The sequence below is a fragment of the Curtobacterium sp. MCBD17_028 genome (assembly GCF_003234875.1).
GTDB lineage: Bacteria > Actinomycetota > Actinomycetes > Actinomycetales > Microbacteriaceae > Curtobacterium.
Genome location: NZ_QKTQ01000005.1, coordinates 153,984 through 178,799 on the forward strand (window position 1 = coordinate 153,984; position 24,816 = coordinate 178,799).

The following is a 24,816-nucleotide window of genomic DNA, read 5'->3' on the forward strand; positions in this document are numbered from 1 at the left end:
CGGACCTGTACCATGGGGTGTCGTCGCCACAGGGCGACGCCCGGAGGATTCGCCTAGTGGCCTATGGCGCACGCTTGGAAAGCGTGTTGGGTGCAAGCCCTCGGGGGTTCGAATCCCCCATCCTCCGCCACGATCGACCGTCGATTCCCGTCCGTCGCCCCTCGCGTTGCGCGCCCGGGAGGCCCGTCACCGCCCGCACCGGAGCTCCGGTCCCCCACCTGCCGGACCCGGTCGAACCCCACGTCGCGGGGATCCGCAGATCACCCCCACAACGCTGGGACGGCGCGGGGGTCAGGCCCTAGGCTGACGCTCGCAGGCCGCTCCGTCACCGGTGACGGCCGAGATCCGGCAGCGGCAGGGGCGTCGCGTCGGACCACCGGGACGGCTCCCGGTGGCCGCCGGACCGTGAGGGGCGAGGAGCATCCGTGGGGGAGACGACGGCACGCGTCAGGGCGACGCCGGGGAGGGCGCACCTCGTGGTGCGGCCGAGCGGGGCGTTCCTGCGGAGCACCGCATTGAGCATCCTGTTCTCCGCGGTGCCACTCGCGGTCGCGCTCGTGTGGGTGTCGTTCCCGCTCGGGTTCGTCGCGCCGGTGGGCACCGTCGCGGTCGTCGCGGCGGTGCTGACCTCGCTGCTCGTGGTCCGGTTCCGCACGGTGTACGCCGGCGTCGGCTCGCACCACGTCGAGATGCGCGGGCTGCTCGGACCACGCGTCGTGCTCGACCGTGCGCATGTGCACCGGGTCGTGCTCGCGACGACGTTCGGTCCGTCCGTGGACCGCACGACCCGCCAGCTCGTCGCGCTGACCGAGTCCGGCCATCCGCTCTTCCGGATGCGGGGCGTGCTGTGGGACGACACGGCGCTCGGGCACCTCGCCGAGGCACTGGACGCACGGGTCACGGAGCTCACCAAGCCCATGCCGCTGCGGGAGTTCCACCGCCTGTACCCGCAGAGTCGCGCTTGGTACGAGCGGCCGATGGCGATCCTCGCGATCGCGGTCGGGGTCGGGTCGCTCGTGGTCCTGGCGCTCGTCGCGGAGACCGCGGGACGCATCGCTCACTGACGTCGGGCCGCACCCTCGGCGGTGCGGATCCGGGGTCAGTGCGACAGCGCCGGCACCGTGCGCGGCCGGACCACGAACCAGAGCACGAACACGGCCACGACGGCGGTGGCGGCCATGACCTCGGCCATGGGCACGGCGGAGCCGATGCCGAGCAGGCCGACGACCGGCGAGATGATGCCGGCCACGCCGAAGTTCATCGCGCCGAGCAGTGACGCCGCCGTCGCGGCCTCCTTGCCGTGGGCTGCGAGCCCGAGCACCTGGATCTGCGGGAACGAGAACCCACACGCACAGATGAAGAACCACAGGGGCACGAACACGCCCGCGCGCCCCACCCCGACGGAGTCGAACACGGCGATGGCGACCGCGCTGACGAGCAGGACGGCGGTGGAGCAGGCGAGGATCCACTGCGGGCCGACGCGCCGTGCGAGGCGCGACGACACCTGCACGCCGATCACGACGCCCAACGAGTTGACCGCGAACAGGACGCCGTACTGCTGGGTGCTGAGGCCGTACACCTGCTGGAACAGGAACGGCGACGCCGACAGGTACGAGAACAGGCCGCTGAACACCATCGCTCCGATGAGCGCGACGCCGACGAACACCCGGTCCGAGAACAGTGCGCGGTACCGGTCCCGTACCGACGCGTGTCCGACGTCGTGGCGGCGCTCGCGCGGGAGCGTCTCGACGATGAGGCTGATCATCGCGATGATCACCACCGCCCCGTAGCAGGCCAGGAACACGAACACCCCACGCCAGTCGACGACGCGCAGCATCTGCGAGCCGATGAGCGGGGCCAGGATCGGGGCGAGCCCGTTCACCATCGCCAACCGCGACAGCATGCGCACGAGCGGGATGCCCCCGAAGAGGTCGCGCACCATGGCCATGGCCACGACGACGCCCGCCGCGGCGCCCATCCCCTGGAGGAACCGGAGCACGGCCAACGTCTCGAGGTTCGGCGCGAGGGACGCGGCCACCGAGGCCACGATGTGGAGGGACGTGGCGAGGATGAGCGGGAGCCGCCGCCCGACGCGGTCGCTCCACGGCCCGACGAGGAGCTGGCCGACGGCGAAGCCGACCGTCGTGGCGGTGAGGGTGAGCTGCACCGCTCCGGCGCTGATGTCGAAGGCACGCTCGAGCGACGGGAACGCGGGCAGGTAGAGGTCGATCGTGAACGGCCCGAGCGCCGTGAGCGCGCCGAGGACGACCACGTAGACGAGGCGCTGGGAGCGACGCAGAGCGTCGCCGGGGTGGACGACGGTCAGGGCGCCGGTGGCAGGGGCGGTCACGGGGAGGAGGGCCTTCCGGGGTGAGGGGTGGTCGCCGGTCGAATCGATTCGGGTCCGGGACCAATGCTACGGGTCCGCATCGGCCCGCGCACGGCGGGCCGCGCTTCTGCGTGCATCGGCGCCGCCCGTGCGCGAACCGGCCCCGCCACCCGCCCTCCTGGTAGCGTCGGGGCGTCCACAGAGGGGTGATGACCATGGTCGACGCGCGGATCCTGCACACCACGGCGGCGCTGCGTGGGGCCATCCTCGGGCTCGCGGCCGACCGGCCGGTGTCCGCCATCACCGTCGCGGACGTCACGCGCGCCGCGGGCATCAACCGCGCGACCTTCTACTCCCACGCGGTCTCCCCCGGCTCGCTCCTCGCCGACGTCCTGACGCCCGAGCTCGACAGCATCCGCGACGAGGACGCCGCGCTCCGCGAGGTCCCGGGCGCCGACCCGAGCACGATCACCCGCAGGGGCATCAGCGCCGTCGTCGAGCACATCGTCGCGCACCGCGAGATCTACCGGTGGGCACTCCCCGACCCGAACGACGCCTCGCTGCATCGGCTGCTCGCCGAGCACTTCCGGGTGTCGTGCGTCGCGCACATCGCCGGCATGGCGCCCGAGGACCGGCCCGAGGTCCTCCACGACGTCGCCGCGGGGTTCGTCGCACAGGGGTTCGTCGGCGCGATCACCGTCTGGGTCGCCGGTCCGCGGCGGTCACGCAAGGCGCTCGTCGACACGATCACCGCGTCCCTCCCCGCCTGGTGGCGCTGACCCCGCCAGGCCCGCGGGTCGCCTGACGGGGCGCTCCGGGCCTCCCGGCCGGAACGGCGAGACGCCGGGCCCCTCGTGGGGACCCGGCGTCTCGTGCACCCGCGGAGGTGCGTCGGACCGGTCGACTAGACCTTCGCCTTCGCGAGCGCGGTGAGCAGGTCGAACGACACCGAGCCGAGGCCGGTGACGTCGTCGTAGCCGCGCGCGGTCGTGAGCGACGTGTCCGTGTTGAGCGTGACCAGGTAGCTGTTCCCGCTCGTGGCACTCGTGTACGCCAGCGCGATCGGCGAGGCTGGCGGGGTCACGTCGTTGAACAGCGACGGGGCCACGCGGTCGACCGCGTAGAGCGTCGGGTTCGCGAACCCGATCCGCGAGTGGGTCGTCTGCTGGACGAGCGCCATCAGGGCCGCCGTGATCGGCGACGCGAGCGAGGTCCCACCGTAGGTCTCGGTCTCGTAGGCCGCCGCGGCGAGCGTGCTGTCGTCCTTGATCGGGCGGATGCCGATCGAGAACCCGGTGTACGGGTCGGCCAGCGCCCCGAGGTCCGGCGAGACGCGCTTGCCGTTCGCGAGACCGGCGGGGACGATGCCCTTCTGGTAGCTCGGCTGGGCGAAGTACGTGCTCGCACCGCCACCCGCGCCGCCACCGAACAGGTTGCCGGGCAGCGGTGCCGCGTAGGAGTCCGTGCCGTTCGTCGACACGATCTTGTCGAGCGTGTCCCCCCAGCCGGTCTCGTAGGCCTTGCGACCCGCCGCGTCGATGCCGAGGCTCGTCCCGCCGACCGCCGTGACCCACGGGGACGAGGCCGGGAAGTCCGGCTCGGGCTGCCCGAGGGCCGCCGTCTCGTCGCCGTTGTCACCGCTCGAGAAGTACAGGCCGATGCCCTCGCCGGCGGCCTGCAGCTGGATGTTCTCCTCGCCCTGCAGGGTCGACAGCGGGACGTCCTCGCCGGTGTTGCCATAGCTGTTGCTGACGATGTCGGCCAGGCCGCCGTCGAGGATCCGGGACATCGCGATGTCCAGGCCCCCGCCGCAGTTCGTGCCACCGACGTACAGGATCGACGCCGCGGGCGCGACCGCGTGCACGGACTCGACGTCGAGCGTCTCCTCGCCCTGCCAGCCGCTCGGCTCCGCGCAGGCCTCCTGGTCGGTGAACTGCGACACCGACGGGATCTTCTGCGAGAACGTGCTGCTCGTCAGCTGGGGCTCGCCGTGGCTGGCCGAGTAGGTGTTCGTGTCGTGGATGATCGTCGGCGACGCGTACGCGTCGATGATCGCGACGGTCTGCCCCTGGCCCTGGACGCCCCGTGCCTCGAGCGCCGAGACACCGTAGGCGGACCGCAGCTGCGACGGGATGTAGCCGCAGTTGAAGGTGTCGACGGTGGTCGTGCCGTACGCGGCCGGGACGGTCGCGGTGTGCTGCCCGGTGTAGGCCGAGCACTGCGCGTTCACCGCGGCCGGCGCCGTGGTCGACTGAGCGAACACGTGCGACGGTGTGGTGGCGGCGGGCGTCTGCCCCTGGCCGACGATCTCGGGACGCGTGGTGAACCGGCCCTGGTCGACGCTGACACCGGAGACCTTCGCCGCGATCGCGGTCGGCAGGGACGGCGTGGAGGACGGCGCGACGAGCGAGCGACCGTCGTGGCGGTACTCGTGGAGCGTCGTGCCCATGACGCTCTGGACCGTGGCAGCGGGACCGCGGAAGACCACGTACTGGTGGCTCGCGGGGACGCCCGAGATCGTCAGGCCCTGCGCGCGCAGGTAGCTCGTCACCTGGTCGACGTCGGCCTTGGTGGGCGCGTACTTCGCGATCCACGCGGCCGGCGACAGCGGCGTGCGGTACTGCGGGTTGCCGGGCGTCGACACCGCCGTGGCGAGGGCGGTCGCCCCGGCCAGGTCGCGGAGCGGCAGGTAGACCTCGCCCTCCACGCTCGTGTCGGCGGCGACGGTCCCGCTGTCGTTCGCGTGGGTCGCCCACGACGGGACGGAGTTGCCCAGCGGCGCACGGGTGGCCGCGTTGGCGGGGGCCGCGGCGAGGAGCGAGGTGCCGGCGACGCACGCCGCGGCGATGACACCGACGAGGACTCGTCGATGAGGGGTGAGTTTGGGAGTTGGCACTACTGTCCTCTCTGACCGTTGTCCAGGAGACCCAGGGAGCTCCAGGAGATTCGTGTGCTGACCCTAATCTGGGGGGTCCCCGGCAGGACAGTCAGCACATCGCGGGACGGTCGCCGTGCCCCGGGCGTGGTCCGGACCCTGAGCGGACGCACAGCGCCGCGCCGCGCGGAGGCAGGCGACGATGCGATCGGTGGGCAGCACGGCTGGGAGGACGCCCAGAGCGATCCGGGCCCCTGCCAGCTGCCGCCAGCCACCAGCCACCAGCCACCAGCCACCAGCCACCAGCCACCAGCCACCAGCCACCAGCCACCAGCCACCAGCCACCAGCCACCAGCCGGAGCGTGCCACGGATGCCCGTCGCCGGACGACGTCCGACGGCGCTCACTCCCCGGACGGGCGGCGTCCCTCCTGGAGCCGGTCGGTGAGCCGGACCACTCGGCGGACGAGGTCGGCATCGCTGCTCCCCACCGGGAGCCGGAAGTCCGAGACGACCGGCCGTGACGCGCCCCCCTTCCGCAGGGGTTCCCCGATCGCGACCACCAGCGCGCCCGCGTCCTGCGCGCGCTGGACCGCCGCGGCCAACGCCGTCGGGTCGACCGCTTCGACCACGACCACCTTCGCCCCGGCCATCGCCGCGGCGACGATCGCCGCGGACTGCGCGTCCGGACGGGAGGCGATGCGCACGTCCGGCACGTAGCCGGATGCAGTGAGCGCGGATCGGAAGGCCCCGTCGAGTCCGGGCGTGGGTGTGGCGGTCGCGCCGGGCCGCGTCGCGCCGGGTGTCGCGTCGGCGGTCGCGTCGGCCTTGGCTCCGCGCGTGCCGCTGGCCGATGCGCCCGCCGGCACCACGACGGCGATGCGCGCGTGCTCGTCGAACCCGCCGTCGGCCCCCGTGAGGTCCGTGCTCCGCACCGGCGTCGGGGTCGTGCCGTCCTCCGCCGCGCAGGCGGCCGGCCCGACCGCGACCACCGCGGCGAGGATGACGCACCGGGTCACCACGGCCACCGTCCTGCCCCGCCGCATCACGTCCTCCCTGGTCGCCCGGCGCCCCACGCTACACACGGCGGGACGGCCGGCACCGCCGCGTCGCCCGCTCCGTCACCCGCGCGGGGCGGGCACGGGCCCGACGCGGCGGACGAGGGCCAGGCCGGCGAGCGCCACGAGCGTCATCGCGCCGAACACCACCGCGAACGACACGGTGGCCGCCCGACCCCCGAACGCCGCGAAGGCGACGCCCGTGATCGCGAGCCCCACGACCGCGCCGGTGGCGTCCCCGATCGCCAGGGCGGAACTCGCGGATCCCTGGTCGGCACGGTCACTGAGCCGGAGTGTGAGCATCGAGGTCCGCGGGTAGACGATCCCCATGCCGGCACCCGCCACGAACCACCCGGCGATCGTCACGACCGGCAGGACACCGGTGACGGCGACGACGAACGCGGCGAGCAGCCCGAGCGCCACGAGCGTCAGTCCGATGCTGAAGGTGCGGCGCGCCGTGAGCACCCGTTCCGGGATCCGGCCGTGGGCCCAGCTCGCGGCGGCCCAGCTGATCGCCGCCAGGGTCAGGGTGACACCGGCCGCCGACGGGCTGAACCCGTGGTGCGCCTGGAGCAGGTACGGCAGGTACACCTCGCTGCCCATGTAGGCGGCGCCGGCGACGCCGCGCATCACGACGACGGCCGGGAGGCCCGGTGCGACCCGGAACGTCCCCACCGGCAGCAGGGGGCGCAGCCCGACCACCGCGACCACGAGTCCGACGGCGAGCACGAGGGGCCCGAGTGCGCCGGCGAGGTCCGGGGCGGTGTTGAGCCCGAGCACCGCGACGGCCGCGACGGCGGACCAGGCGATGCGCGGGCCCGGCCACGCTGGGCGGTCCGCGACGTCGGGGACCGGGAGACGCCGGAGGCTCGGCAGCAGGAGGACGAACGAACCGACGGCGATGACGAGCGCGCCGACGAACACCCAGTGCCAGCCCCACGTGTCCGTCACGACACCGGCGGCCGCCGGACCGACGAGGCCCGGCACGACCCACGCGCCGGCGAAGCCCGCGAAGATCCGTCCGTGCAGGTGCTCGGGGTAGATCCGCGACACGATGACGTACAGCACGACCGTGAGGGCCCCCGCGCCGAAGCCCTCGACGAGGCGTCCGCCGAGGAACACCGGCATCGACCCCGCCAGGGCCACGATCGCCGTGCCGAGCGCGAAGAGCAGCGCGGAGACGATCGTGACCACGCGTGCCCCCGACCGGTCCGCCCAGGTGCCGGCCACCACCATGCCCGGCACCCCTGCGGCGAGCGGCGCGGCGAAGGCCAGCGAGTACAGCGCCTCGCCGTCGAGGTCGCGGCTGATCACCGGCATGATCGTGGCCATCGCCAGGTTCTGGAACGCGCTGACGGCGACGATCGCGACCATGCCGACGGTCGGCAGGACGTATCCGCGTCCCAGGATGCCCGCGCGCCCCGGCCTCGCCGCGCGCCCGGGCGGGATGGTCACCGCGTCAGGGCCTGCTCGACGTCGGCCACGAGGTCGGCGACGTCCTCGATGCCGACCGACAGGCGGACCACGTGCTCGGGCACCGCGAGCTCCGTGCCCTTGACCGACGCGTGGGTCATCTCGCTCGGGTATCCGATGAGCGACTCGACACCACCGAGCGACTCCGCGAGCTGGAACACCTCGGTGGACTCGGCGAACCGACGTGCGGCCTCCGGACCACCCGTCAGCGCGACCGACAGCATGCCGCCGAACCCGCGCATCTGCTTCGCCGCGATCGCGTGACCCGGGTGGGACTCGAGGCCCGGGTAGAACACCCGCTCGACCGCCGGGTGCCCGACGAGCGCCTCGGCGACGGCCTGCGCGTTCGCCGAGTGCCGTTCCATCCGGACCGCCAGCGTCTTGATGCCCCGGGTCGTCAGCCAGGCGTCCATGGGCCCGGAGATCGCTCCCGCGGCGAACTGCACGAAGCCGACGCGCTCGGCGAGCTCCTCGTCGCGCAGCACGATCGCACCGCCCACCACGTCCGAGTGGCCACCGAGGTACTTCGTGGTGGAGTACGCGACGACGTCGGCACCGAGCGCGAGCGGCTGCTGGAGGTACGGGGACGCGAACGTGTTGTCGACGACGACGAGTGCGCCGACCTCGTGCCCGATCGCGGCGAGCGCGGCGATGTCGACGATCTTCATCAGGGGGTTCGTCGGCGTCTCGACCCAGAGCACCACCGTGCGGCCGGGCTCCCCTGCCTGGAGGACGGCGCGCACCGCGTCGAGGTCGCTCATCTCGACGGTGGTGAGCTCGACCCCCCACGGCACGTGCAGGCGGTTCACGAGGCGATGGGTGCCGCCGTAGACGTCGTTGCCCATCACGACGTGGGCGCCCGGCGCGAGGACGGCGCGGAGCAGGGCGTCCTCGGCGGCGAGGCCGGACGAGAACGACAACGCGCGGACACCGCCGTCGAGGTCGGCGAGTTGCTCCTGCAGGGAGTCACGTGTGGGGTTGCCGGACCGTGAGTACTCGTACCCGTTGCGCATCCGCCCGATGCCGTCCTGCACGAACGTCGAGGTGAGGAACACGGGCGGGACCACCGCACCGGTGCGCTCGTCGGGCTCCTGCCCGGAGTGGATCGCGCGGGTGGAGAACTCGGCCATGGGATGACTCCTGGTGATGACGGCGGGGTGGATGGTCGGACGGCTCCACGGAGGGGCTGCCCAGCGGGGCCGGGAACGGCTACGCGGACAGGAACGCGAGCAGGTCGTGGCGGGTGACGACCGAGACGGGCTTGCCGTCCTCGACGACGAGCAGGGCGTTCGTGTCCTCGAGCGCACGGCGGGCGGCCGTGACGGACTCACCGATGCCGATGATCGGCAGCGGGTCGCCGACCGAGGCCGACAGCGAGTCGGTCATGCGGGCCGCGCCCGTGAACACGGCCTCGAGCAGCTCCTGCTCCTCGATCGCGCCGACGACCTCGCCGATGACGACGGGCGGCTCGGCCGAGAGCACCGGCATCTGCGAGACCCCGTACGTCTTCATGATGTCGATGACGTCGCGCACGGTGTCCGACGGGTGGGCGTGCACGAGGTCCGGCAGGGCGCCGGTCTTGGCCTGCAGGAGTGCGCCGACCGTGCGCTCGTCCTCGGTCTCGACGAATCCGTACGAGCGCATCCAGCGCTCGTTGAAGATCTTGCCGAGGTAGCCACGGCCCCCGTCCGGCAGGAGCACGACGACGACGTCGTCCGGTCCGAGGTCTCGCGCGGCACGGAGGGCGGCCACGACGGCCATGCCGCTGGAGCCACCGACGAGCAGGCCCTCCTCGCGGGCGAGGCGGCGGGTCATCGCGAACGACTCCGCGTCCGAGACCGCGATGACCTCGTCGACGACGCTGCCGTCGTAGGCGGGCGGCCAGAAGTCCTCACCGACACCCTCGACGAGGTACGGGCGTCCGGTGCCGCCGGAGTAGACGCTGCCCTCGGGGTCCGCACCGACGATGCGCACGCCGCCCTCCGAGACCTCCTTGAGGTACCGTCCCGTCCCGCTGATCGTGCCGCCGGTTCCGACGCCCGCGACGAAGTGCGTGATCGTCCCGTCGGTGTCCCGCCAGATCTCGGGGCCGGTCGTCTCGTAGTGGCTGCGCGGCCCGTTCGGGTTGGCGTACTGGTTCGGTTTGAACGCGCCGGGGATCTCCTGCACCAGGCGGTCGGAGACCGAGTAGTAGGACTCGGGGTGCTCCGGCGGCACGGCGGTCGGGGTGATGACGATCTCGGCACCGTAGGCGGTGAGGACGTTGCGCTTGTCCTCGCCGACCTTGTCGGGAAGGACGAAGACGCACCGGTACCCACGCTGCTGGGCGACGAGCGCCAGACCGACGCCGGTGTTGCCGCTCGTGGGCTCGACGATCGTGCCGCCCGGTCCGAGCTGCCCCTTCGCCTCGGCGTCGTCCATGATCCGGGTGGCGATGCGGTCCTTGGCCGAGCCACCCGGGTTGAAGTACTCGACCTTGACGAGGACGGTCGCGGCGATCCCCGCGGTCACCGAGTTGAGGCGGACGAGCGGGGTGTTCCCGACCAGGTCGATGACGGAGTTGGCGTAGCGCACGGTCATCGAGTGTACGTCGTGCCCCTGCCGCATGACCTGGCAGGTCGGCGAACGCCCCCGGCAGCGGACGTCGCACGGGTCTCCCGCGGCGCCGCTCCTCCCGAGGCCCTGCGTTCAGGCCTCGACGCCCTGGGCAGCGGCGACCACCGGCTCGTTCTGCTGACGGTGCAGCGCCGCGTAGACACCGCCGAGTGCCAGGAGCTCCTCGTGGTCGCCGCGCTCGACGATCCGGCCGTGGTCGACGACGAAGATGACGTCGGCGTCCCGCACGGTGGACAACCGGTGCGCGATCGCGATCGTCGTCCGACCACGCGCGGCCGCGTCCAGGGCGTCCTGCACCACCCGCTCCGAGATGGAGTCGAGCGCGCTCGTCGCCTCGTCGAGCACGAGCACCGGCGGGTCCTTGAGCAGGACGCGCGCGATCGCGATGCGCTGCTTCTCGCCGCCGGAGAGTCGGTAGCCGCGCTCCCCCACGACGGTCGCGTAGCCGTCGGGGAACGACTGGATCGTCGCGTCGATGTTGGAGGCACGGGCGGCCGCGCGGAGCTCGTCGTCGGTCGCGTCCGGCTTGGCGTAGCGGAGGTTCTCGGCGATCGTCGCGTGGAACAGGTAGGTCTCCTGGCTCACGACGCCGACGTGCCGCACCAGGTCGTCCTGCGCGATCGCGCGGACGTCGGTGCCAGCGAACCGGACGGTGCCCGTCGTCGCGTCGTACAACCGGGGCACGAGGTACGAGATCGTGGTCTTGCCGGCGCCGGACGGTCCGACGAACGCGGCGAAACGTCCGGGCTCGAGGTCGAACGACAGCCCACGGAGCGTCGGCTCGTCCGGGTCGCCGTCCGGGTAGACGAACGTGACGTCCTCGAACGCGAGCGCGCCGATCCGCGACTCGTCCACGGGAACGGGATCCGCCGGGTCGGTGATGGCCGGCCGCAGGTCGAGGTACTCGAAGATGCGCGCGAACAGCGCCCCGGACGTCTGCAGGTCGAGCACGACGCGGAGCAACCCGACCGTCGGGAACAAGAGCCGCGACTGCACGGTGGTGAACGCGACGATCGTCCCGGCGGTGACGGGCACACCACCGACGATGAGCCAGGCCGCGACGAGGTAGATGATCGCCGGGATCACGGACAGGAAGATCTGCACGATCGCGAAGAACCACTGCCCGGACATCTGCTGACGTACCTGCAGGCGGATCTGGTTGCGGTTCTCGGCCTCGTACCGGTCGATCTCGGCGCCCTGGCGGTTGAAGCTCTTGGCGAGCAGGATGCCCGACACGCTCAGGGCCTCCTGCGTGATCGCCGTCATGTCCGACAGGGACTCCTGCGTCTCGGCGGCGATGCGGGCGCGGACCCGGCCGACGCGACGCTGCGCGATCACCAGCAGCGGCAGGAGCACGACCGCGACGATCGTCATCTGCCAACTGAGCAGCACCATCGCGACGACGGCGGCGATCACGGTCACGGTGTTGCCGAGGACGGACGAGATGGTGTTGTTGAGGACGCTCGCGACCCCACCGACGTCGTTCTGGAGGCGCGACTGGATGACACCGGTCTTCGTGCGTGTGAAGAACGCGAGTTCCATGCGCTGCAGGTGACCGAACAGCTGCGTGCGCATAGCACCCATCACCCGGTTGCCGACGGTCGCGGTCAGGTAGGTCTGCCAGACGCCGAGCCCCGCCGACGCGATCCACAGCGCGACCATGCCCGCGACGAGCCATCCGAGCACGGGCAGGTCGGGATGTCCGGACCGGGGGAAGAGCCCGAGGTCGAACGCCTTCTGGGTGAGCAGCGGCGGGATCACGCTGAGCGCCGCCCCGAGGAGCACGAGCACGACGGTCCCGATGATCGCCGTCCGATGCGGCCGGAACAGCCCCGCGATGCGACCGAGCAGGTCGGGGATCTTCGGCGCTGCCGCGTTCATGGCCCGCTGGGCGTCCGGGTCGCCGCTCGAGATCCGGTTGCCGCGCATGGGTCCGCCCCCGCCGCCGCCCCGCATGCCACCGCCGCCGGCGACGGCGTCCATCCGGCTCATGGCGCGATCCTCGTCATGAGGGTCCAGGGTAGTCGCGCGCGCCGACGCGGACGGGCGCCGTCGCACCGTCGGTGAGCGTGCGCGTCGTGGCGCCCGGCGACGACGGGCGGTGCATCGCCCGGGAACGACGGAGGCCGCCGTCCCCGAGGGGACGACGGCCTCCGTGCGAGCGGTACCGACGGGTCTTACTTGACCGTGACGGTCGCGCCGGCGCCCTTGAGCTGGTCGGCGGCCTTGTCGGCGGTCTCCTTGTTGACGCCCTCGAGGACGTTCGCGGGGGCACCGTCGACGAGCGCCTTCGCCTCGCCGAGGCCGAGGCTCGTGAGGGCGCGCACCTCCTTGATGACCTGGATCTTCTTGTCGCCGGCGGACTCGAGCACGACGTCGAACTCCGTCTTCTCCTCGACCTCCTCGGCCGGGGCGGCGCCCGCGCCACCAGCGGCGGCGACGGCGACGGGAGCGGCGGCGGTGACCTCGAAGACCTCCTCGAACTTCTTGACGAAGTCCGAGAGCTCGATGAGCGTGAGCTCCTTGAAGGCGTCGATGAGCTCGTCCTGGGACAGCTTGGCCATTGTTCTCTCCTTGCTACGTGGTGTGGTTGTCTACCGCAGGCCCGATCAGGCTGCGGACTCCTGCTTCTCGCGCAGTGCCTCGACGGTGCGGACGGCCTGCGAGAGGGGCGCGTTGAACAGGTACGCGGCGCCGAACAGCGATGCCTTGAAGGCGCCGGCCAGCTTGCCGAGCAGCACCTCCCGCGACTCGAGGTCGGCGAGCTTGTCCACCTCAGAAGCGGTCAGGGGGTTACCGTCGAAGTACCCCCCCTTGACCACGAGCTGAGGGTTCGCCTTGGCGAATGCACGCAGCGACTTCGCGACGGCGACGGTGTCACCGTGCACGAAGGCGATCGCGGACGGACCGGCCAGCTCGTCGTCGAACGACGAGATGCCCGCCTCGTTGGCAGCGATCTTCGTGAGCGTGTTCTTCACCACGGCGTACGTGGCGTGCTCGCGGATGTCAGTCCGCAGCTGCTTGAGCTGGGCAACCGTGAGACCGCGGTACTCGGTCAGCAGGACGGCGTTCGAGTTGCGGAAGTGATCCGACAGCTCGGCGACCGCAGCTTCCTTGTTCGCCATGGCTCTCCTTAGGGTCTGTGCCGGCAGCCCCCGGTCCCGAACACGAAAAAAGCTCCGGCGCAGAGGCTCGGAGCTGGACCCACGCGAGGCGTGTGAGCGGTTCGGAACACCTGCGCGGGCTGCCTCGTCGGACGAGGACCTTCGGCCACCACACCAGCGACAGTGGGAACTGTGCAGGCACGGCGGCAACCGGCGGTCTTTGGCTTCCGGAAGCGTACCAGTCCCGCCGCAGGGCCACAACCGGCGGACGACCGCTCACGCGCCCGACGCGGCGACTCCCGATCGGCGCAGGTCGTCCGGGCGCGACGGCACCGCCGGCAGACGGACCGTGAACACCGTGTCGCCCGGGACACTCCGGACGGACACGACGCCGCCGTGGGCCTGGACGACCGCGTCGACGATCGCGAGCCCGAGGCCGGTCGATCCGGCGGTCCGGCTCCGCGAGCTGTCGGCACGCGCGAACCGCTCGAACATCTTCGGCAGGAACGCGGGGTCGATTCCCTGTCCGGTGTCCCGGACGGTCAGGTCCACCCCCTCCGGACCGGTCGCGATCCCGACCGTGATCCGGGTGCCGTCCGGGGTGTGCGTGCGGGCGTTCGTGACGAGGTTGACGACCACCTGGTGCAACCGTGCGGCGTCGCCGAGCACCACGACGGGCTCGTCCGGCACGTCCACGTCGATGAGATGGCCGGGACTGGCGGCGTGCGCGTCGTTCACGGCGTCGAGGACGAGCCCGGTCAGGTCGACGTCGTCGAACTGGATCTCGCGCCCTTCGTCGAGTCGGGCGAGCAGCAGCAGGTCCTCGACCATCCCGGTCATCCGGACGGACTCGGCCTCCACGCGACTCATGGCGTACACGACGTCGTCGGGCAGGTCGACGGACATGCGCCGCGTCAGTTCGGCGTACCCGCGGATGGAGGCCAACGGGGTCCGGAGCTCGTGCGACGCGTCGGCGACGAATTGCCGGACCTTGTCCTCGCTGGCCTCACGGGCACGCATGGCGTCGCCGATGTGGCCGAGCATGCGGTTGAAGGCGGTGCCGACGCGCCCGACCTCGGTCCGCGGGTCGGTGTCCTGCTGCGGCACCCGCACGTCGGCGAGCTGGTCGCCCCGGACGAGGGGCAGGCGCGCGACCGTCGTCGCGGTCTCGGCGACGCGTTCGAGCGGGCGCAGGGAACGGCGGACGGCGTACGTGGCGACGAGGCTCGCGGCGACGAGCGCGACGACCATCACGACGACGACCACCCAGATGAGGTTCCAGATGCTCGCGTAGACCGGGGCCATCGGCAGGCCGACGACGAGCACGCCGTTCGTGGTCGCGACCGCGGCGACCCGGTAGTCACCGACGCTGCCCCCGAGGTGCACGGTCTGCGCCCCGTTCCCCACGGTCGCCTGCGCGAGCGTCTGCGCCTGGCCCGCGGTGAGCTGCTTGATGGAGCCGCTCTCCTGGATGATCGTGCTGAAGACACGGTTCCCGTTGAGGTACACGGCCGTGAGCGTGCCGGCCGCTTGACCCGCCGGTCGGGCGAGGTCGTCGGGAGGCGCGCCTCCGAATCCGCCGCCGCCCTGGTTCAGGTGGCTCTGCGCCCGGTCCGTCGCGTGTTCGATCTGCGAGTCGATGCTCGTCGTCTGGATGGTCGCGAGCGCGATGATGCTGCCCGCGCCGATCACCGCGCTCACGGCGACGACGAGGGCGACGATGCTGAGCACGAGGCGTCGACGGAGCGTCATGGGTGGAGGTGCCTTCGTCGGGGCGGTCCGGGCGTGGTCACCCGTCGGTCAGGACGTCGGCTTGATGACGTAGCCGACGCCGCGGACCGTGTGGATCATCGGCGTCTCGCCCGCGTCGATCTTCTTGCGCAGGTACGAGATGTAGATCTCGACCACGCTCGACTTGCCACCGAAGTCGTAGCTCCAGACGCGGTCGAGGATCTGTGCCTTCGAGAGCACGCGTCGCGGGTTCCGCATGAGGAAGCGGAGGAGCTCGAACTCGGTGGCTGTCAGTTCGATCGACCGACCGGCACGGTGCACCTCGTACGACTCCTCGTCGAGCACGAGGTCGCCGACGGTGATCGTGGAGTCACCGGCCTCGGCGATGCTGATCTGCGACCGTCGGATCAGTCCGCGGAGCCGCGCCACGACCTCCTCCAGGCTGAACGGCTTCGTGACGTAGTCGTCGCCGCCCGCCGTGAGCCCGCTCACCCGGTCCTCGACGCTGTCCTTCGCGGTGAGGAAGAGGACGGGGGTGTCGTCGTTGTTCTGCCGGAGTCGGTTGAGGACCTGGAGGCCGTCGAGGTCCGGCATCATCACGTCGAGCACCATCGCGTCCGGCCGGAACTCGCGGGCCTTGGCCAGGGCGTCCTGACCGCCGTTCGCGCTCGTGACGTCCCATCCCTCGTACCGCAGGGCCATGGAGAGCAGGTCGGTCAGGCTGGACTCGTCGTCGACGACGAGGATGCGCAACGGCGAGCCGTCGGCACGGGTGAGACGGGGAGCGGCTGAGGGCTGGGAGATGGTCACGTCTTCCGAGTATCTGGACTCGCCTATGAGCGGTCTGAGGAGGACCGGAGGACCGCCTGTGGATGCGATGGCGTCGGCATCCCCGACATCTATCGGGCGGCGGCGCAGCCGCTCCTCCGTGCGTACGGTGGCAGGGTGCTCCACCCGACCGCCGCGCCGTCCGCGCACCACCCGTCCGACACGACCGAGGAGGACTGACATGGTGAGCTTCGACCACCGGGAGCCCGGCACCGACCCCGCGTCGTGGACGACGTTCCTCGCGGAGCGGACGACGGAGCGGCTCGACCTCGACGGGATCGCGTCGGTCGTGGTGCTCGCACCCCACCCGGACGACGAGACCCTCGCCGCCGGGGGGCTGCTGGCGACGGCCGCCGAACTCGGGTTGCCGGCACGGGTCCTGCTCGCCACGCGCGGCGAGCGGTCGCACCCGGACTCCCCGACGACCACGCCCGAGCGGCTCGCCGCGCTCCGCGAGTCCGAGTTCGCGACGGCGCTCCAGGTGCTCCAGCCGGACATCCGCGCCACCCGCGTCCGCCTGCCGGACGGCGAGCTCCGCGAGCACCGCTCGACGTTGCGTGACGCGCTCGACCACGTCCTCGCGGGCATGCCGACCCCGACCCTCCTCGCGGCGCCGTGGACGGGTGACGGTGACCGCGACCACCGCGCCGCGGGCGAGGTGGCCGAGGAGGCCGCCGCCGCCCACGACGGCGTGACGCTCGTCGAGTACCCGATCTGGATGTGGCACTGGGACGACCCCGCGTCGGCGAGCGGTCCGTGGGACCGTGTCACGGCCCTCCCGGTCCCGCCCGCGCTGCGTGAGCGGAAGTTCATCGCGCTCACGATGTACGCGTCGCAGGTCGGCGCGCTCTCGGACGCCCCGGGCGACGAGGCGATCGTCGACCTCCGTCACCTCGAGCACTTCACGCGCGCGGAGGAGGTCTTCTTCCGCATCGCCGCCACCGAGCGGCCGAGCATCGAGGAGCCCGGAACGACGGCAGCACCCGCCGAGGAGGAGCCCGGAACCACGGCAGCACCCGCCGAGGAGGAGCCCGGAACCACGGCAGCACCGGTCGAGGAGGACCCCAGGACGACCCCCGCACCGGGCGGGGGCGAGGCCGGACCGGCGGACCAGCCGTCGCCGGACGGGTCCGGCTCGCGGACCCGCGCGTCCTCCGAGGCGCACTCCGCGCGCCGACCGGACGGCCGGGACTTCGAGCACGACTGGTACGAGCGCCGGAAGCGGGCCGTCACGATGGCGGCGCTCCCGCGCGAGCGCTGGCGGTCCGCGCTCGAGATCGGCTGCGCGACGGGGTTCCTCACCCGTGAGCTCACGGAGCGGACGGACGCGGTGCTCGGCGTCGACATGGCACGGGCACCCCTCGAGCAGGCCCGCCGCACGGCACCGCGCGCGACGTTCCTCCGCATGACCGTCCCCCAGGAGTGGCCGGACGGGCGCTTCGACCTCGTCGTGCTGTCCGAGGTCGGCCACGACCTGAGCGCCGCCGACCTCGGAACGACGGTCGAGCGGGTGTTCCGGTCCCTCGACCCAGACGGGGTCCTCGTCGCATGCCACTGGCGCCACCCGATCGGCGACGCTGCGCTCGACGGCGACGCCGTGCACGCCCGCCTCCGCGCGCGCTGGCCCCGGTCACCGCTCGTGCACCACGAGGAGGACGACTTCGTCCTCGACGTGTTCCCCGGCCCGGCCGTCCCCTCGGTCGCGCAGGCGTCCGGTCTCGTCCGGTGAGGTGCTGAGCCGAGGTCGACCGCACTGGGGAATCCCATAGGAGCGGGCAACTCCGCGCACAGCACCCCTCCCTACGGTCTCCTCGTCGGCCCCGTCCTGCGACAGCATGACGGTGTTCCCCGCCGGCCCCTGCGAGGAGAACCATGTTCCTGACCTACCTCAGGCGCGAGCTCACGAACCGCAAGAAGCAGACCGTGATCATCGCGATCGGGATGGCGTTGGCCATCGCGCTCGTGATCATCGTGTCGTCGATCTCGAGCGGCGTGAAGGCAGCGCAGTCCACTGTGTTGCAGTCCGTGTACGGCGTCGGCACCGACATCACGGTCACCCAGACCGCGAGCGCCACCACGGACGGCGGCCGCCCGAGCTTCGGCTTCGGCCAGAGCGGCGGTGCCACCGGCAGCGACGGCACCACGAAGCTGTCGAAGTCGCGGCTGTCGGTCACCCGCGGCACCACCGCCATGTCGGACAGCACCGTGACGACGGTCACCTCCACGGCCGGCGTGTCCGCCGCGTCCGGGGTGCTGAACCTCACGAACAGCACGTTCTCGGGTTCCATCGCCCAGCGACAGGACTCGTCCTCCGGCACGTCGGGCTCGTCCGGCTCGTCCGGCACGCGTCAGGCGCCGACGGGCGGTCAGGGCGGCGGGTTCGGCGGTGGGAACTTCAGCATCGACGAGTTCACGGTCACGGGCATCCCGACGAGCAGCAGCACGGTCGGCCCGCTGACGAGCGCCGAGGTGACGAAGGGTCGGGCGCTCAGGGCTTCCGACGCCGGGAAGGACGTCGTCGTGCTCGACACGACGTACGCGAAGACCGAGTCGAAGACCGTCGGCGACACCATCACCATCGGCGACACGACGTTCACCGTGGTCGGCATCGTCGCGTCGACGAGTTCGTCCTCGAGCACCGCATCGGACATGTACATCCCGCTCGACACCGCACAGGAGCTGTCCGGTGAGACCGGCAAGGTGACCTCGGTCTACGTCTCCGCGGCCTCGTCCTCGAACGTCAGCAGCATCAAGACCGCGCTCGAGAAGAAGCTCACCAAGGCGACCGTCTCCACCGAGGCCGACCTCGCATCGAGCGTGTCCGGGTCCCTCTCGACCGCGTCGAGCCTCGTGTCGAACCTCGGCACCTGGCTGTCGATCGTGGTCCTCGCCGCCGCGTTCCTCATCGCCATCCTGTTCACGATCTCCGGCGTGAGCCGCCGCACCCGCGAGTTCGGCACCCTGAAGGCCATCGGCTGGTCCAACGGCCGCATCACGCGGCAGGTCGCCGGGGAGTCGTTCGTCCAGGGCATCATCGGCGGCGTCGTCGGAGCCGTCGCGGGCCTGGTCGGCATCCTCGTCATCGACGTCATCGCCCCCACCATCTCCGCCAGCGCCTCCAGCACCGGCACGAACGGGGCCCGTGGCGCCCCCGGCAGCGGCGGCGGGTTCCCCGGGGCCGCCGCAACCGGCGCGCCGAACGCCGGCACGAGCGGATCCGGTGCGACCTCGGGTGGGTTCGGCGGGGCGGGGGGCTTCGGCGGCGGACAGACGGCCTCGACCACCGACGTCGTGCTGCACGCCCCCGTCACCGTCGAGATCATCCTCGTCGCGATCGGTCTGGCGATCCTCGGCGGGCTGCTCGCCGGTGTCCTCGGCGGCTGGCGGGCCTCCCGGCTCCGCCCGGCAGAAGCACTCCGGAGCGTCGCCTGATGCCCACCGACACGTCCTCGAACCCCTCTCGGATCCCGAGCGCCACCGACCAGTCAGGAGCACCGATGTCCACCACGGACCGCGTCTCGACCATCGCACCCGCCGCAGCACCGGCCAGCGGGAACCGCCCGATGTACCAGCTGAGCGGCGTCGGCAAGACCTACGCCCAGAAGAACAAGAAGGTCACCGCCCTGGCCGGGGTCGACCTCGAGATCCCGACCGGCCAGCTCGTCGCGATCCAGGGTCCGACCGGCGGCGGCAAGTCGACGCTGCTGCAGATGCTCGGCGCGCTCGACCGACCCACGTCCGGGTCCGTCGTGCTCGGCGACCGGGACATCGCCAAGCTCGGCGACGGCGCCCTCACCGAGATCCGGGCATCCGAGATCGGGTTCGTGTTCCAGTCCTTCAACCTCATCCCGACGCTGACCGCCCGCGAGAACGTCGAGACGGCGTTCGCGGGGTCGCTCGCCCGGTCGTCACGTGACGAGATCACCCGGAGCGCGACCGCGGCGCTCGAGTCGGTCGGACTGGGCGAGCGCCTCGAGCACCTGCCCGCCGAGCTGTCCGGCGGCCAGCAGCAGCGTGTCGCGATCGCCCGGGCGCTGGTCAAGAACCCGAAGGTGCTCCTGGCGGACGAACCGACGGGGGCACTCGACGAGGGCACCCGTGACGAGATCATGTCGATCATCGAGGGTCAGTGGAAGGACCGCGGCCTGACGGTCGTCATCGTGACGCACGACTCGTGGGTCGCCCGCCGCGCCGAGCGCCGTCTGCACATCAAGAACGGCCAGGTGCGCGACATCTGACCGTCCCGCACGCACGGCATCTGCGCCGAGATCCCACGACACGCCGCTTCCCCACGACGGGAGGCGGCGTGTCGTGTGATCTCGACGCGGGTCAGTCGACTGGGTAGTCGCAGTAGGCGAACCACGTCGAGCTCGGCGCCCACGGCGGCACGTTCACCGTTCCCTGGCCACCCTGCATCATGGCGACGGTCCGCGGAGCCTCGGTCGTGGTCCCGAGCACGGCGTCGCCGGGGAGCATCCGGAGTTCGACGTCGCGGTCGGCCGGGTGCCCCTGGGTGCCCGTCGGGTACGCCAGGTACAGCAGGTGCCGGCCGTCCGGGGACGGGTGGGGGAACCAGTTCACGCGCTCGTCGTGCGTCAGTTGCTCCGCTCGTTCCGTCAGCGCGGGGTCCTCCGCGGTGCTGTCCGGCACCCCGTCGAGTCGCAACCGTGTCAGCTGCGCGTGCCCGGGCTCGGGCTCCCATCGTTCGGAGTTCCAGAGCAGGGCGGACCCGTCCGGGGCGAACACCACGCCGTCGTCGGCGTGCTCGTCGCGCGTCACGAACGTCGGCTCGCCGGTCGCCGGGTCCACGAGCGCGACGTCCGTCGACCACACGCCGTCGTCCGACAGCTCGCCGACGATCGCCGCGAGCGAGGACCCGTCGGGCGCGATGCCGTGCAGGTAGAACTTGCGGCGGACCGGCGCGGCGGCGGCGTCGGTGATGCGCTCGGCAGGCTCGGCCGCGGTGCCCTCGGGCAGTGCGACGCGGTAGAGGTCGCCGTCGCGGGCGGAGACCACGATCGAGGTGCCGGACGGATCGAGCACGTGGTCGTTGTTGATCTCCGGGACACCGTCCATCGGGACCCGCGCCAGGTCGTTCTCGTCGAGGACCACGCCGGTCCGCGGCACGGGGAGCGTGAAGAGGTCGCCGTCGCCGTTGAGCACGAGCCGTTCGTCCGAGGTCCCCGCCCGGTCGATCCACACGTTCGGCGCCTCGACGAGCACGCGGTCACTCACGAACACGACGCGGTCCTCGCCGGTCGTCACGTCGACCACGTGCACCCGGCTCGTCTGTCCGGGCCGCAGCTGCCGCCCGCGCGGCTCACTCGTGCTGTCGTCGCTCATGGTCTCCATCCTCTCCTGGTCCGCCGCCGTCCGTCGGTTGCTCGGACGCGCCGTGCGGAGACAGGTCGGTCTGTCCCGCCGGCTCCGGACCGTCGCGCCAGCGACGGGGCGACCGTGCCGGGAGGGACGGTGCGGGTCCGACCCGCACCGTCCCTCCGCGAGTGGCTCGTCCCTACTTGACGGCGCCTGCGGTCAGACCGGCGACGAACTGCCGCTGGACGATGAGGAACGCGACGACGACCGGGATGCTGACCACGAGCGAGGCGGCCATGATCTGGTTCCAGTACACGTTCGTCTGGGTCGAGTACTGCTGCAGGCCCACGGCGAGGGTCTGCGAGTTCCCGTTCGTCAGGACGGACGCGAACAGCACCTCACCCCAGCTCGTCATGAACGAGTAGATCGCGACGGCCACGATGCCCGGTCGCGCGGCCGGCAGGATCACCCGGAACAACGCCCCGAGCGGACCCGACCCGTCCACCATGGCGGCCTCGTCGAGATCGCGCGGGATGGTCTCGAAGTAGCCGGCGAGCATCCAGATCGAGAACGGCAGCACGAACGTCAGGTACGTGATGATCAGGCCGAGCTGGGTGCCGACGAGCTGGATGCCGAGCAGCTGGTCCAGGTTGACGAAGATGAGGTACAGCGGCAGCAGGAACAGCACGCCGGGGAACATCTGGGTCGCCAGGATCGAGGTGGTGAACGTGCTGCGACCGCGGAACGTCCACCGCGACACCGCGTAGGCGGCGAAGATCGCGATGGCGAGCGAGAACAGCGTCGCGATCGAGCAGACGACAAGGCTGTTCACGAAGTAGGTCGCCAGCGGCACCGTGGTCCAGATGTCGATGAACGGCTGGAAGGTGAGGTGTGTCGGGATCCACGTGAACGCGCCCTGCACGTCACCGAGCGGCTTGAGGGCCGAGGTGATCATGACGTACAGGGGCACGATCGTGAAGATCGACAGCAGGACGATGACGATGACGCGGAACGTCTTGGAGCCAGTTGTCTCACGCACGCTGGGACCTCCGGTTGGTGAAGAGCAGGTAGGCGCTCGTGACGATGAGCAGGAACAGCAACAGCAGCACGCTCATCGCGGCACCGGAGCCGAAGTTCCACGTGATGAACGAGGCGTTGTAGATGTGGAACGAGATGAGGTCCGCGGCCGGCGGCTGCGCGGTCGAGCCGAACAGCACGTAGGGCGTGTTGAAGTCGTTGAACGTCCAGAGGAACATCACGAGGACCAGGGTGACGTTGACCGACCGCACCATCGGCAGGGTGATGCTGCGCCACTGCCGGAACGGCTTGGCGCCGTCCACCGAGCTCGCCTCGTAGACGTCCTGCGGGATCGACTGCAGGCCTGCCATGAGCATGAGGAACGCGAACGGCCACAGCCGCCAGATGGCGACGATCACGATCGCGACGAACGCGTTGTTGCCGATCAGCCAGAACGGACCGTGCGCCATGAGGTGCAGCTGGTCGACGAGGATGTGGTTGATCGCGCCGGTGTCGCGCTGGAACATGAACTTCCAGGCGATGATGCCGGCGTAGAGGGGCAGCGCGTAGGGCACCAGGAACAGCGTGCGGAACAGGGAGCGTCCGCGGAACTCGCGCTGCAGGGCGACCGCCGCGGCCATGCCGAGGACCCACGCGAACCCGACCACCAGGACGGTGAACCCGCACGTCACCAGGAACGAGTTGAGCAGGCTCTTGCCGATCGCCTGGTTGAAGTCGAGCGCGACGCTGTAGTTGTGCAGGCCCGCCCACGGTGCGCTCGACCAGTTGGCGATGAAGTACTTGGTGAGCTGGACGAGGCTGATCCAGATGCCGGTGAGCATCGGGACGATGTGGATGAGCAGCTCGAACAGGATCGCGGGAGCCAGGAGCACGTACGGCAGCCACTGCCCGTGACGGCGCCGCTTGGGCGGCTTGTTCGCGAGCGTGGACCGTGAGTCGGTCGTCAGCTCCGCAGCTCGGGACGACTCGGGGAGGACCGTCGTTGACATGTGGATCACCTTCCGGCGGGTGCAGGGATGGGAAGGGGCGGCGCCCCGGGCGATGGCACCATCGCCCGGGGCGCCGTCGGGATCAGCCGTTGGCCTGGGACACCTGGTCCTGCGCGGTCTGCAGCGCCGACTTGATCTGGCTCGTCGACACCGTGCTGCCGGTGGCGATCTTGGCGAACATGTCGTTCATCGACTTGCCCACGGTGGACTCGTACTGGTCCTCGGCCGGCACCAGCGGCAGCGGCTTCGCCATCGTGTTGTAGATGTTGAGGAACGTCTTCGTCTCGGCGGACAGGTCCGTCGCGTTCGCGGCGCTCTTGAGCACCGGCAGGGCCGCGTACGGCTTGTCGAGGGTCGCCTGGGTGCTCTCGCTCGTCATGAACTTGACGAACTTGAGCGCGCCGTCCTTGTTCTTCGTGTTCTTGAAGATGGACAGGTTGATACCGGCCGGGAAGCTCGCGATCTGCTTCGCACCCGTCGGCGCCGGGAAGGGCACCACACCGTACTTGTCGGCGGACATGCCGTTCGACTGGATGGTGGCGTCGGCGTTGTTCTGGTTGAGGATCATCGCCGCCTTGCCCTTGGCGAAGTCCGACGTCGACTGCGTCGCGTTGTCGTACTGGGCGTTCGAGGTGTTCACGGCCTTCTGGGTCTGCATCAGGTCGAGGTACCGCTTGATGCCGTTGACGTTCGCGGTCGAGGTGAACGTCGGGTCACCCTTGCTGTTGAACCACTGGCCACCGTTCTGCGCCGAGTTGATGAACGCGAAGTGCGCGTTCTCGGTGTAGGAACCCGCGGCGAGGGAGAACCCGTACTGACCCTTGGCCGGGTCGGTGAGCTTCTGCGCGTCGCTCGTCAGTTCCTCCCACGTCGTCGGCGGCTTGAGACCGGCGGCGGCGAACATGGCCTTGTTGTAGAAGAGGCCGTAGGCGAGGCCGTAGAGCGGGACGCTCGTCACGGTCTTGCCGGGGGCACCACCGGTGGACAGCGGCACCTTGCCGAACTTGTCCGAGCCGCCGATCGCCTTCATCGCCGAGCTGTCGAACGGCATGAACGCGCCGGTGGCCTGGAGCGAGGTCGCCCAGGTGTTGCCGATGTTGACCACGTCCGGGCCCTGGCCACTCGTGACCGCGGTCTGGATCTTGTTCTGCAGGTCGTTCCACCCGATGACCTGGAGGTTCACCTTGATCCCGGTCTGCTTGGTGAACTTGGCCAGCTCCGGCGTGAGCACCTCCTTGTCGTTCTGGAGGCTCGTGCCCTGGTTGCTCGCCCAGTAGGTGAGCGTCTTGCCGTCGCTGCTGGAGGATCCGGATGAACCGGAGGAGGAACAGGCCGCGAGGCCCGTGACCATCAGTGCGCCTGCGGCGGCGACGGCCAGTGCGCGGAATGTGGTGCGCATGACTCTCTGCTTTCTCGTCGTTGAGTGGGAGGTGCTATCGGGAAGGGAAAAGAAGGGAAACG

The 24,816-nt window shown here is 71.0% G+C and carries 20 protein-coding genes and 1 tRNA gene; 6 read left to right on the plus strand and 15 right to left on the minus strand.

Annotation, left to right across the window (positions count from 1 at the left end; genetic code table 11):
• Window positions 1-42 precede the first annotated feature (42 nt).
• Together DEI86_RS08440 and DEI86_RS08445 are read left to right on the plus strand one after the other, a co-directional pair.
• Window positions 43-130 (plus strand) — tRNA-Ser (locus DEI86_RS08440).
• A gap of 295 nt (window positions 131-425) precedes the next feature.
• Window positions 426-1,064 (plus strand): hypothetical protein, encoded by a 639-nt coding sequence (locus DEI86_RS08445; RefSeq protein ID WP_111013522.1) that lies wholly within the window; start codon window positions 426-428, stop codon window positions 1,062-1,064.
• Window positions 1,065-1,099: 35 nt separating this feature from the next.
• Here DEI86_RS08445 and DEI86_RS08450 read toward each other — a convergent pair whose 3' ends face one another.
• A complete protein-coding gene (locus tag DEI86_RS08450; protein ID WP_111009462.1) occupies window positions 1,100-2,350 on the minus strand; it encodes a multidrug effflux MFS transporter in 1,251 nt (416 codons plus the stop codon).
• 188 nt (window positions 2,351-2,538) lie between these two features.
• Between DEI86_RS08450 and DEI86_RS08455 the strand changes: the two genes are divergently transcribed.
• The gene (locus tag DEI86_RS08455; protein WP_111009461.1) at window positions 2,539-3,108 is read left to right on the plus strand and encodes a TetR/AcrR family transcriptional regulator; all 570 of its coding nucleotides are present in this window, start codon (window positions 2,539-2,541) and stop codon (window positions 3,106-3,108) included.
• A gap of 125 nt (window positions 3,109-3,233) precedes the next feature.
• Here the strand turns inward: DEI86_RS08455 and DEI86_RS08460 are convergent, their stop codons facing one another.
• From DEI86_RS08460 to DEI86_RS08510, 10 genes are all read right to left on the minus strand, one after another.
• Window positions 3,234-5,225, minus strand: coding sequence for a protease pro-enzyme activation domain-containing protein (locus DEI86_RS08460; RefSeq protein ID WP_258372043.1), 1,992 nt, complete (start codon window positions 5,223-5,225; stop codon window positions 3,234-3,236).
• 381 nt (window positions 5,226-5,606) lie between these two features.
• Window positions 5,607-6,248, minus strand: a complete 642-nt coding sequence (locus tag DEI86_RS08470) for a hypothetical protein (RefSeq protein WP_181439736.1) — start codon at window positions 6,246-6,248, stop codon at window positions 5,607-5,609.
• A gap of 75 nt (window positions 6,249-6,323) precedes the next feature.
• Window positions 6,324-7,715 (minus strand): MFS transporter, encoded by a 1,392-nt coding sequence (locus DEI86_RS08475; protein ID WP_111049294.1) that lies wholly within the window; start codon window positions 7,713-7,715, stop codon window positions 6,324-6,326.
• Window positions 7,712-8,863 carry a cystathionine gamma-synthase gene (locus DEI86_RS08480; RefSeq protein ID WP_111013525.1) on the minus strand — a complete coding sequence of 384 codons (1,152 nt, stop codon included), beginning with the start codon at window positions 8,861-8,863 and terminating at the stop codon, window positions 7,712-7,714. Before DEI86_RS08480 ends, DEI86_RS08475 begins: the two co-directional genes overlap by 4 nt.
• Window positions 8,864-8,942: 79 nt before the next feature.
• The gene (locus DEI86_RS08485) at window positions 8,943-10,307 is read right to left on the minus strand and encodes a cystathionine beta-synthase (protein WP_111027063.1); all 1,365 of its coding nucleotides are present in this window, start codon (window positions 10,305-10,307) and stop codon (window positions 8,943-8,945) included.
• 114 nt (window positions 10,308-10,421) lie between these two features.
• Complete coding sequence (locus DEI86_RS08490) at window positions 10,422-12,332, minus strand: ABC transporter ATP-binding protein (protein WP_181439743.1); 1,911 nt, start codon at window positions 12,330-12,332, stop codon at window positions 10,422-10,424.
• A gap of 194 nt (window positions 12,333-12,526) precedes the next feature.
• The gene (gene rplL / locus DEI86_RS08495; RefSeq protein ID WP_111009457.1) at window positions 12,527-12,913 is read right to left on the minus strand and encodes a 50S ribosomal protein L7/L12; all 387 of its coding nucleotides are present in this window, start codon (window positions 12,911-12,913) and stop codon (window positions 12,527-12,529) included.
• A gap of 45 nt (window positions 12,914-12,958) precedes the next feature.
• Window positions 12,959-13,474 carry a 50S ribosomal protein L10 gene (gene rplJ / locus DEI86_RS08500; RefSeq protein WP_111009456.1) on the minus strand — a complete coding sequence of 172 codons (516 nt, stop codon included), beginning with the start codon at window positions 13,472-13,474 and terminating at the stop codon, window positions 12,959-12,961.
• Between the two features lie 255 nt (window positions 13,475-13,729).
• Complete coding sequence (locus DEI86_RS08505; protein WP_111013526.1) at window positions 13,730-15,205, minus strand: cell wall metabolism sensor histidine kinase WalK; 1,476 nt, start codon at window positions 15,203-15,205, stop codon at window positions 13,730-13,732.
• 48 nt (window positions 15,206-15,253) lie between these two features.
• The gene (locus DEI86_RS08510; protein WP_111009454.1) at window positions 15,254-15,994 is read right to left on the minus strand and encodes a response regulator transcription factor; all 741 of its coding nucleotides are present in this window, start codon (window positions 15,992-15,994) and stop codon (window positions 15,254-15,256) included.
• A gap of 199 nt (window positions 15,995-16,193) precedes the next feature.
• Between DEI86_RS08510 and DEI86_RS08515 the strand changes: the two genes are divergently transcribed.
• From DEI86_RS08515 to DEI86_RS08525, 3 genes are all read left to right on the plus strand, one after another.
• The gene (locus tag DEI86_RS08515; protein ID WP_181439737.1) at window positions 16,194-17,741 is read left to right on the plus strand and encodes a bifunctional PIG-L family deacetylase/class I SAM-dependent methyltransferase; all 1,548 of its coding nucleotides are present in this window, start codon (window positions 16,194-16,196) and stop codon (window positions 17,739-17,741) included.
• Window positions 17,742-17,884: 143 nt separating this feature from the next.
• On the plus strand, window positions 17,885-19,444 hold the full coding sequence (locus DEI86_RS08520) for an ABC transporter permease (protein ID WP_111049296.1): 1,560 nt from the start codon (window positions 17,885-17,887) through the stop codon (window positions 19,442-19,444).
• A 131-nt stretch (window positions 19,445-19,575) separates the two neighbouring features.
• Complete coding sequence (locus tag DEI86_RS08525; protein ID WP_111013594.1) at window positions 19,576-20,250, plus strand: ABC transporter ATP-binding protein; 675 nt, start codon at window positions 19,576-19,578, stop codon at window positions 20,248-20,250.
• 91 nt (window positions 20,251-20,341) lie between these two features.
• On the opposite strand, the gene DEI86_RS08530 is transcribed toward DEI86_RS08525, so the two are convergent.
• The 4 genes from DEI86_RS08530 to DEI86_RS08545 all read right to left on the minus strand — a co-directional run bounded on the left by DEI86_RS08530 (window position 20,342) and on the right by DEI86_RS08545 (window position 24,754).
• On the minus strand, window positions 20,342-21,355 hold the full coding sequence (locus DEI86_RS08530) for a biopolymer transporter Tol (protein WP_111049343.1): 1,014 nt from the start codon (window positions 21,353-21,355) through the stop codon (window positions 20,342-20,344).
• A gap of 172 nt (window positions 21,356-21,527) precedes the next feature.
• On the minus strand, window positions 21,528-22,367 hold the full coding sequence (locus DEI86_RS08535; protein WP_111013529.1) for a carbohydrate ABC transporter permease: 840 nt from the start codon (window positions 22,365-22,367) through the stop codon (window positions 21,528-21,530).
• The gene (locus tag DEI86_RS08540; protein WP_111009450.1) at window positions 22,360-23,355 is read right to left on the minus strand and encodes a carbohydrate ABC transporter permease; all 996 of its coding nucleotides are present in this window, start codon (window positions 23,353-23,355) and stop codon (window positions 22,360-22,362) included. The genes DEI86_RS08535 and DEI86_RS08540 overlap by 8 nt, the downstream gene beginning before the upstream one ends.
• A gap of 82 nt (window positions 23,356-23,437) precedes the next feature.
• Window positions 23,438-24,754: an ABC transporter substrate-binding protein gene (locus tag DEI86_RS08545; protein WP_111049297.1), complete on the minus strand. Its 1,317-nt coding sequence runs from the start codon at window positions 24,752-24,754 to the stop codon at window positions 23,438-23,440.
• Window positions 24,755-24,816: the final 62 nt, after the last annotated feature.

Coding starts and splice junctions, on each gene's coding strand:
- DEI86_RS08525 (WP_111013594.1), top strand. CDS start 19,576: ATGTACCAGCTGAGCGGCGTCGGCAAGACCTACGCCCAGAAGAACAAG.
- rplJ (WP_111009456.1), bottom strand. CDS start 13,474: ATGGCGAACAAGGAAGCTGCGGTCGCCGAGCTGTCGGATCACTTCCGC.
- DEI86_RS08480 (WP_111013525.1), bottom strand. CDS start 8,863: ATGGCCGAGTTCTCCACCCGCGCGATCCACTCCGGGCAGGAGCCCGAC.
- DEI86_RS08505 (WP_111013526.1), bottom strand. CDS start 15,205: ATGACGCTCCGTCGACGCCTCGTGCTCAGCATCGTCGCCCTCGTCGTC.
- DEI86_RS08520 (WP_111049296.1), top strand. CDS start 17,885: ATGTTCCTGACCTACCTCAGGCGCGAGCTCACGAACCGCAAGAAGCAG.
- DEI86_RS08455 (WP_111009461.1), top strand. CDS start 2,539: ATGACCATGGTCGACGCGCGGATCCTGCACACCACGGCGGCGCTGCGT.
- DEI86_RS08470 (WP_181439736.1), bottom strand. CDS start 6,248: ATGCGGCGGGGCAGGACGGTGGCCGTGGTGACCCGGTGCGTCATCCTC.
- DEI86_RS08490 (WP_181439743.1), bottom strand. CDS start 12,332: ATGGACGCCGTCGCCGGCGGCGGTGGCATGCGGGGCGGCGGCGGGGGC.
- DEI86_RS08515 (WP_181439737.1), top strand. CDS start 16,194: ATGGTGAGCTTCGACCACCGGGAGCCCGGCACCGACCCCGCGTCGTGG.
- DEI86_RS08530 (WP_111049343.1), bottom strand. CDS start 21,355: ATGAGCGACGACAGCACGAGTGAGCCGCGCGGGCGGCAGCTGCGGCCC.
- rplL (WP_111009457.1), bottom strand. CDS start 12,913: ATGGCCAAGCTGTCCCAGGACGAGCTCATCGACGCCTTCAAGGAGCTC.
- DEI86_RS08545 (WP_111049297.1), bottom strand. CDS start 24,754: ATGCGCACCACATTCCGCGCACTGGCCGTCGCCGCCGCAGGCGCACTG.
- DEI86_RS08540 (WP_111009450.1), bottom strand. CDS start 23,355: ATGTCAACGACGGTCCTCCCCGAGTCGTCCCGAGCTGCGGAGCTGACG.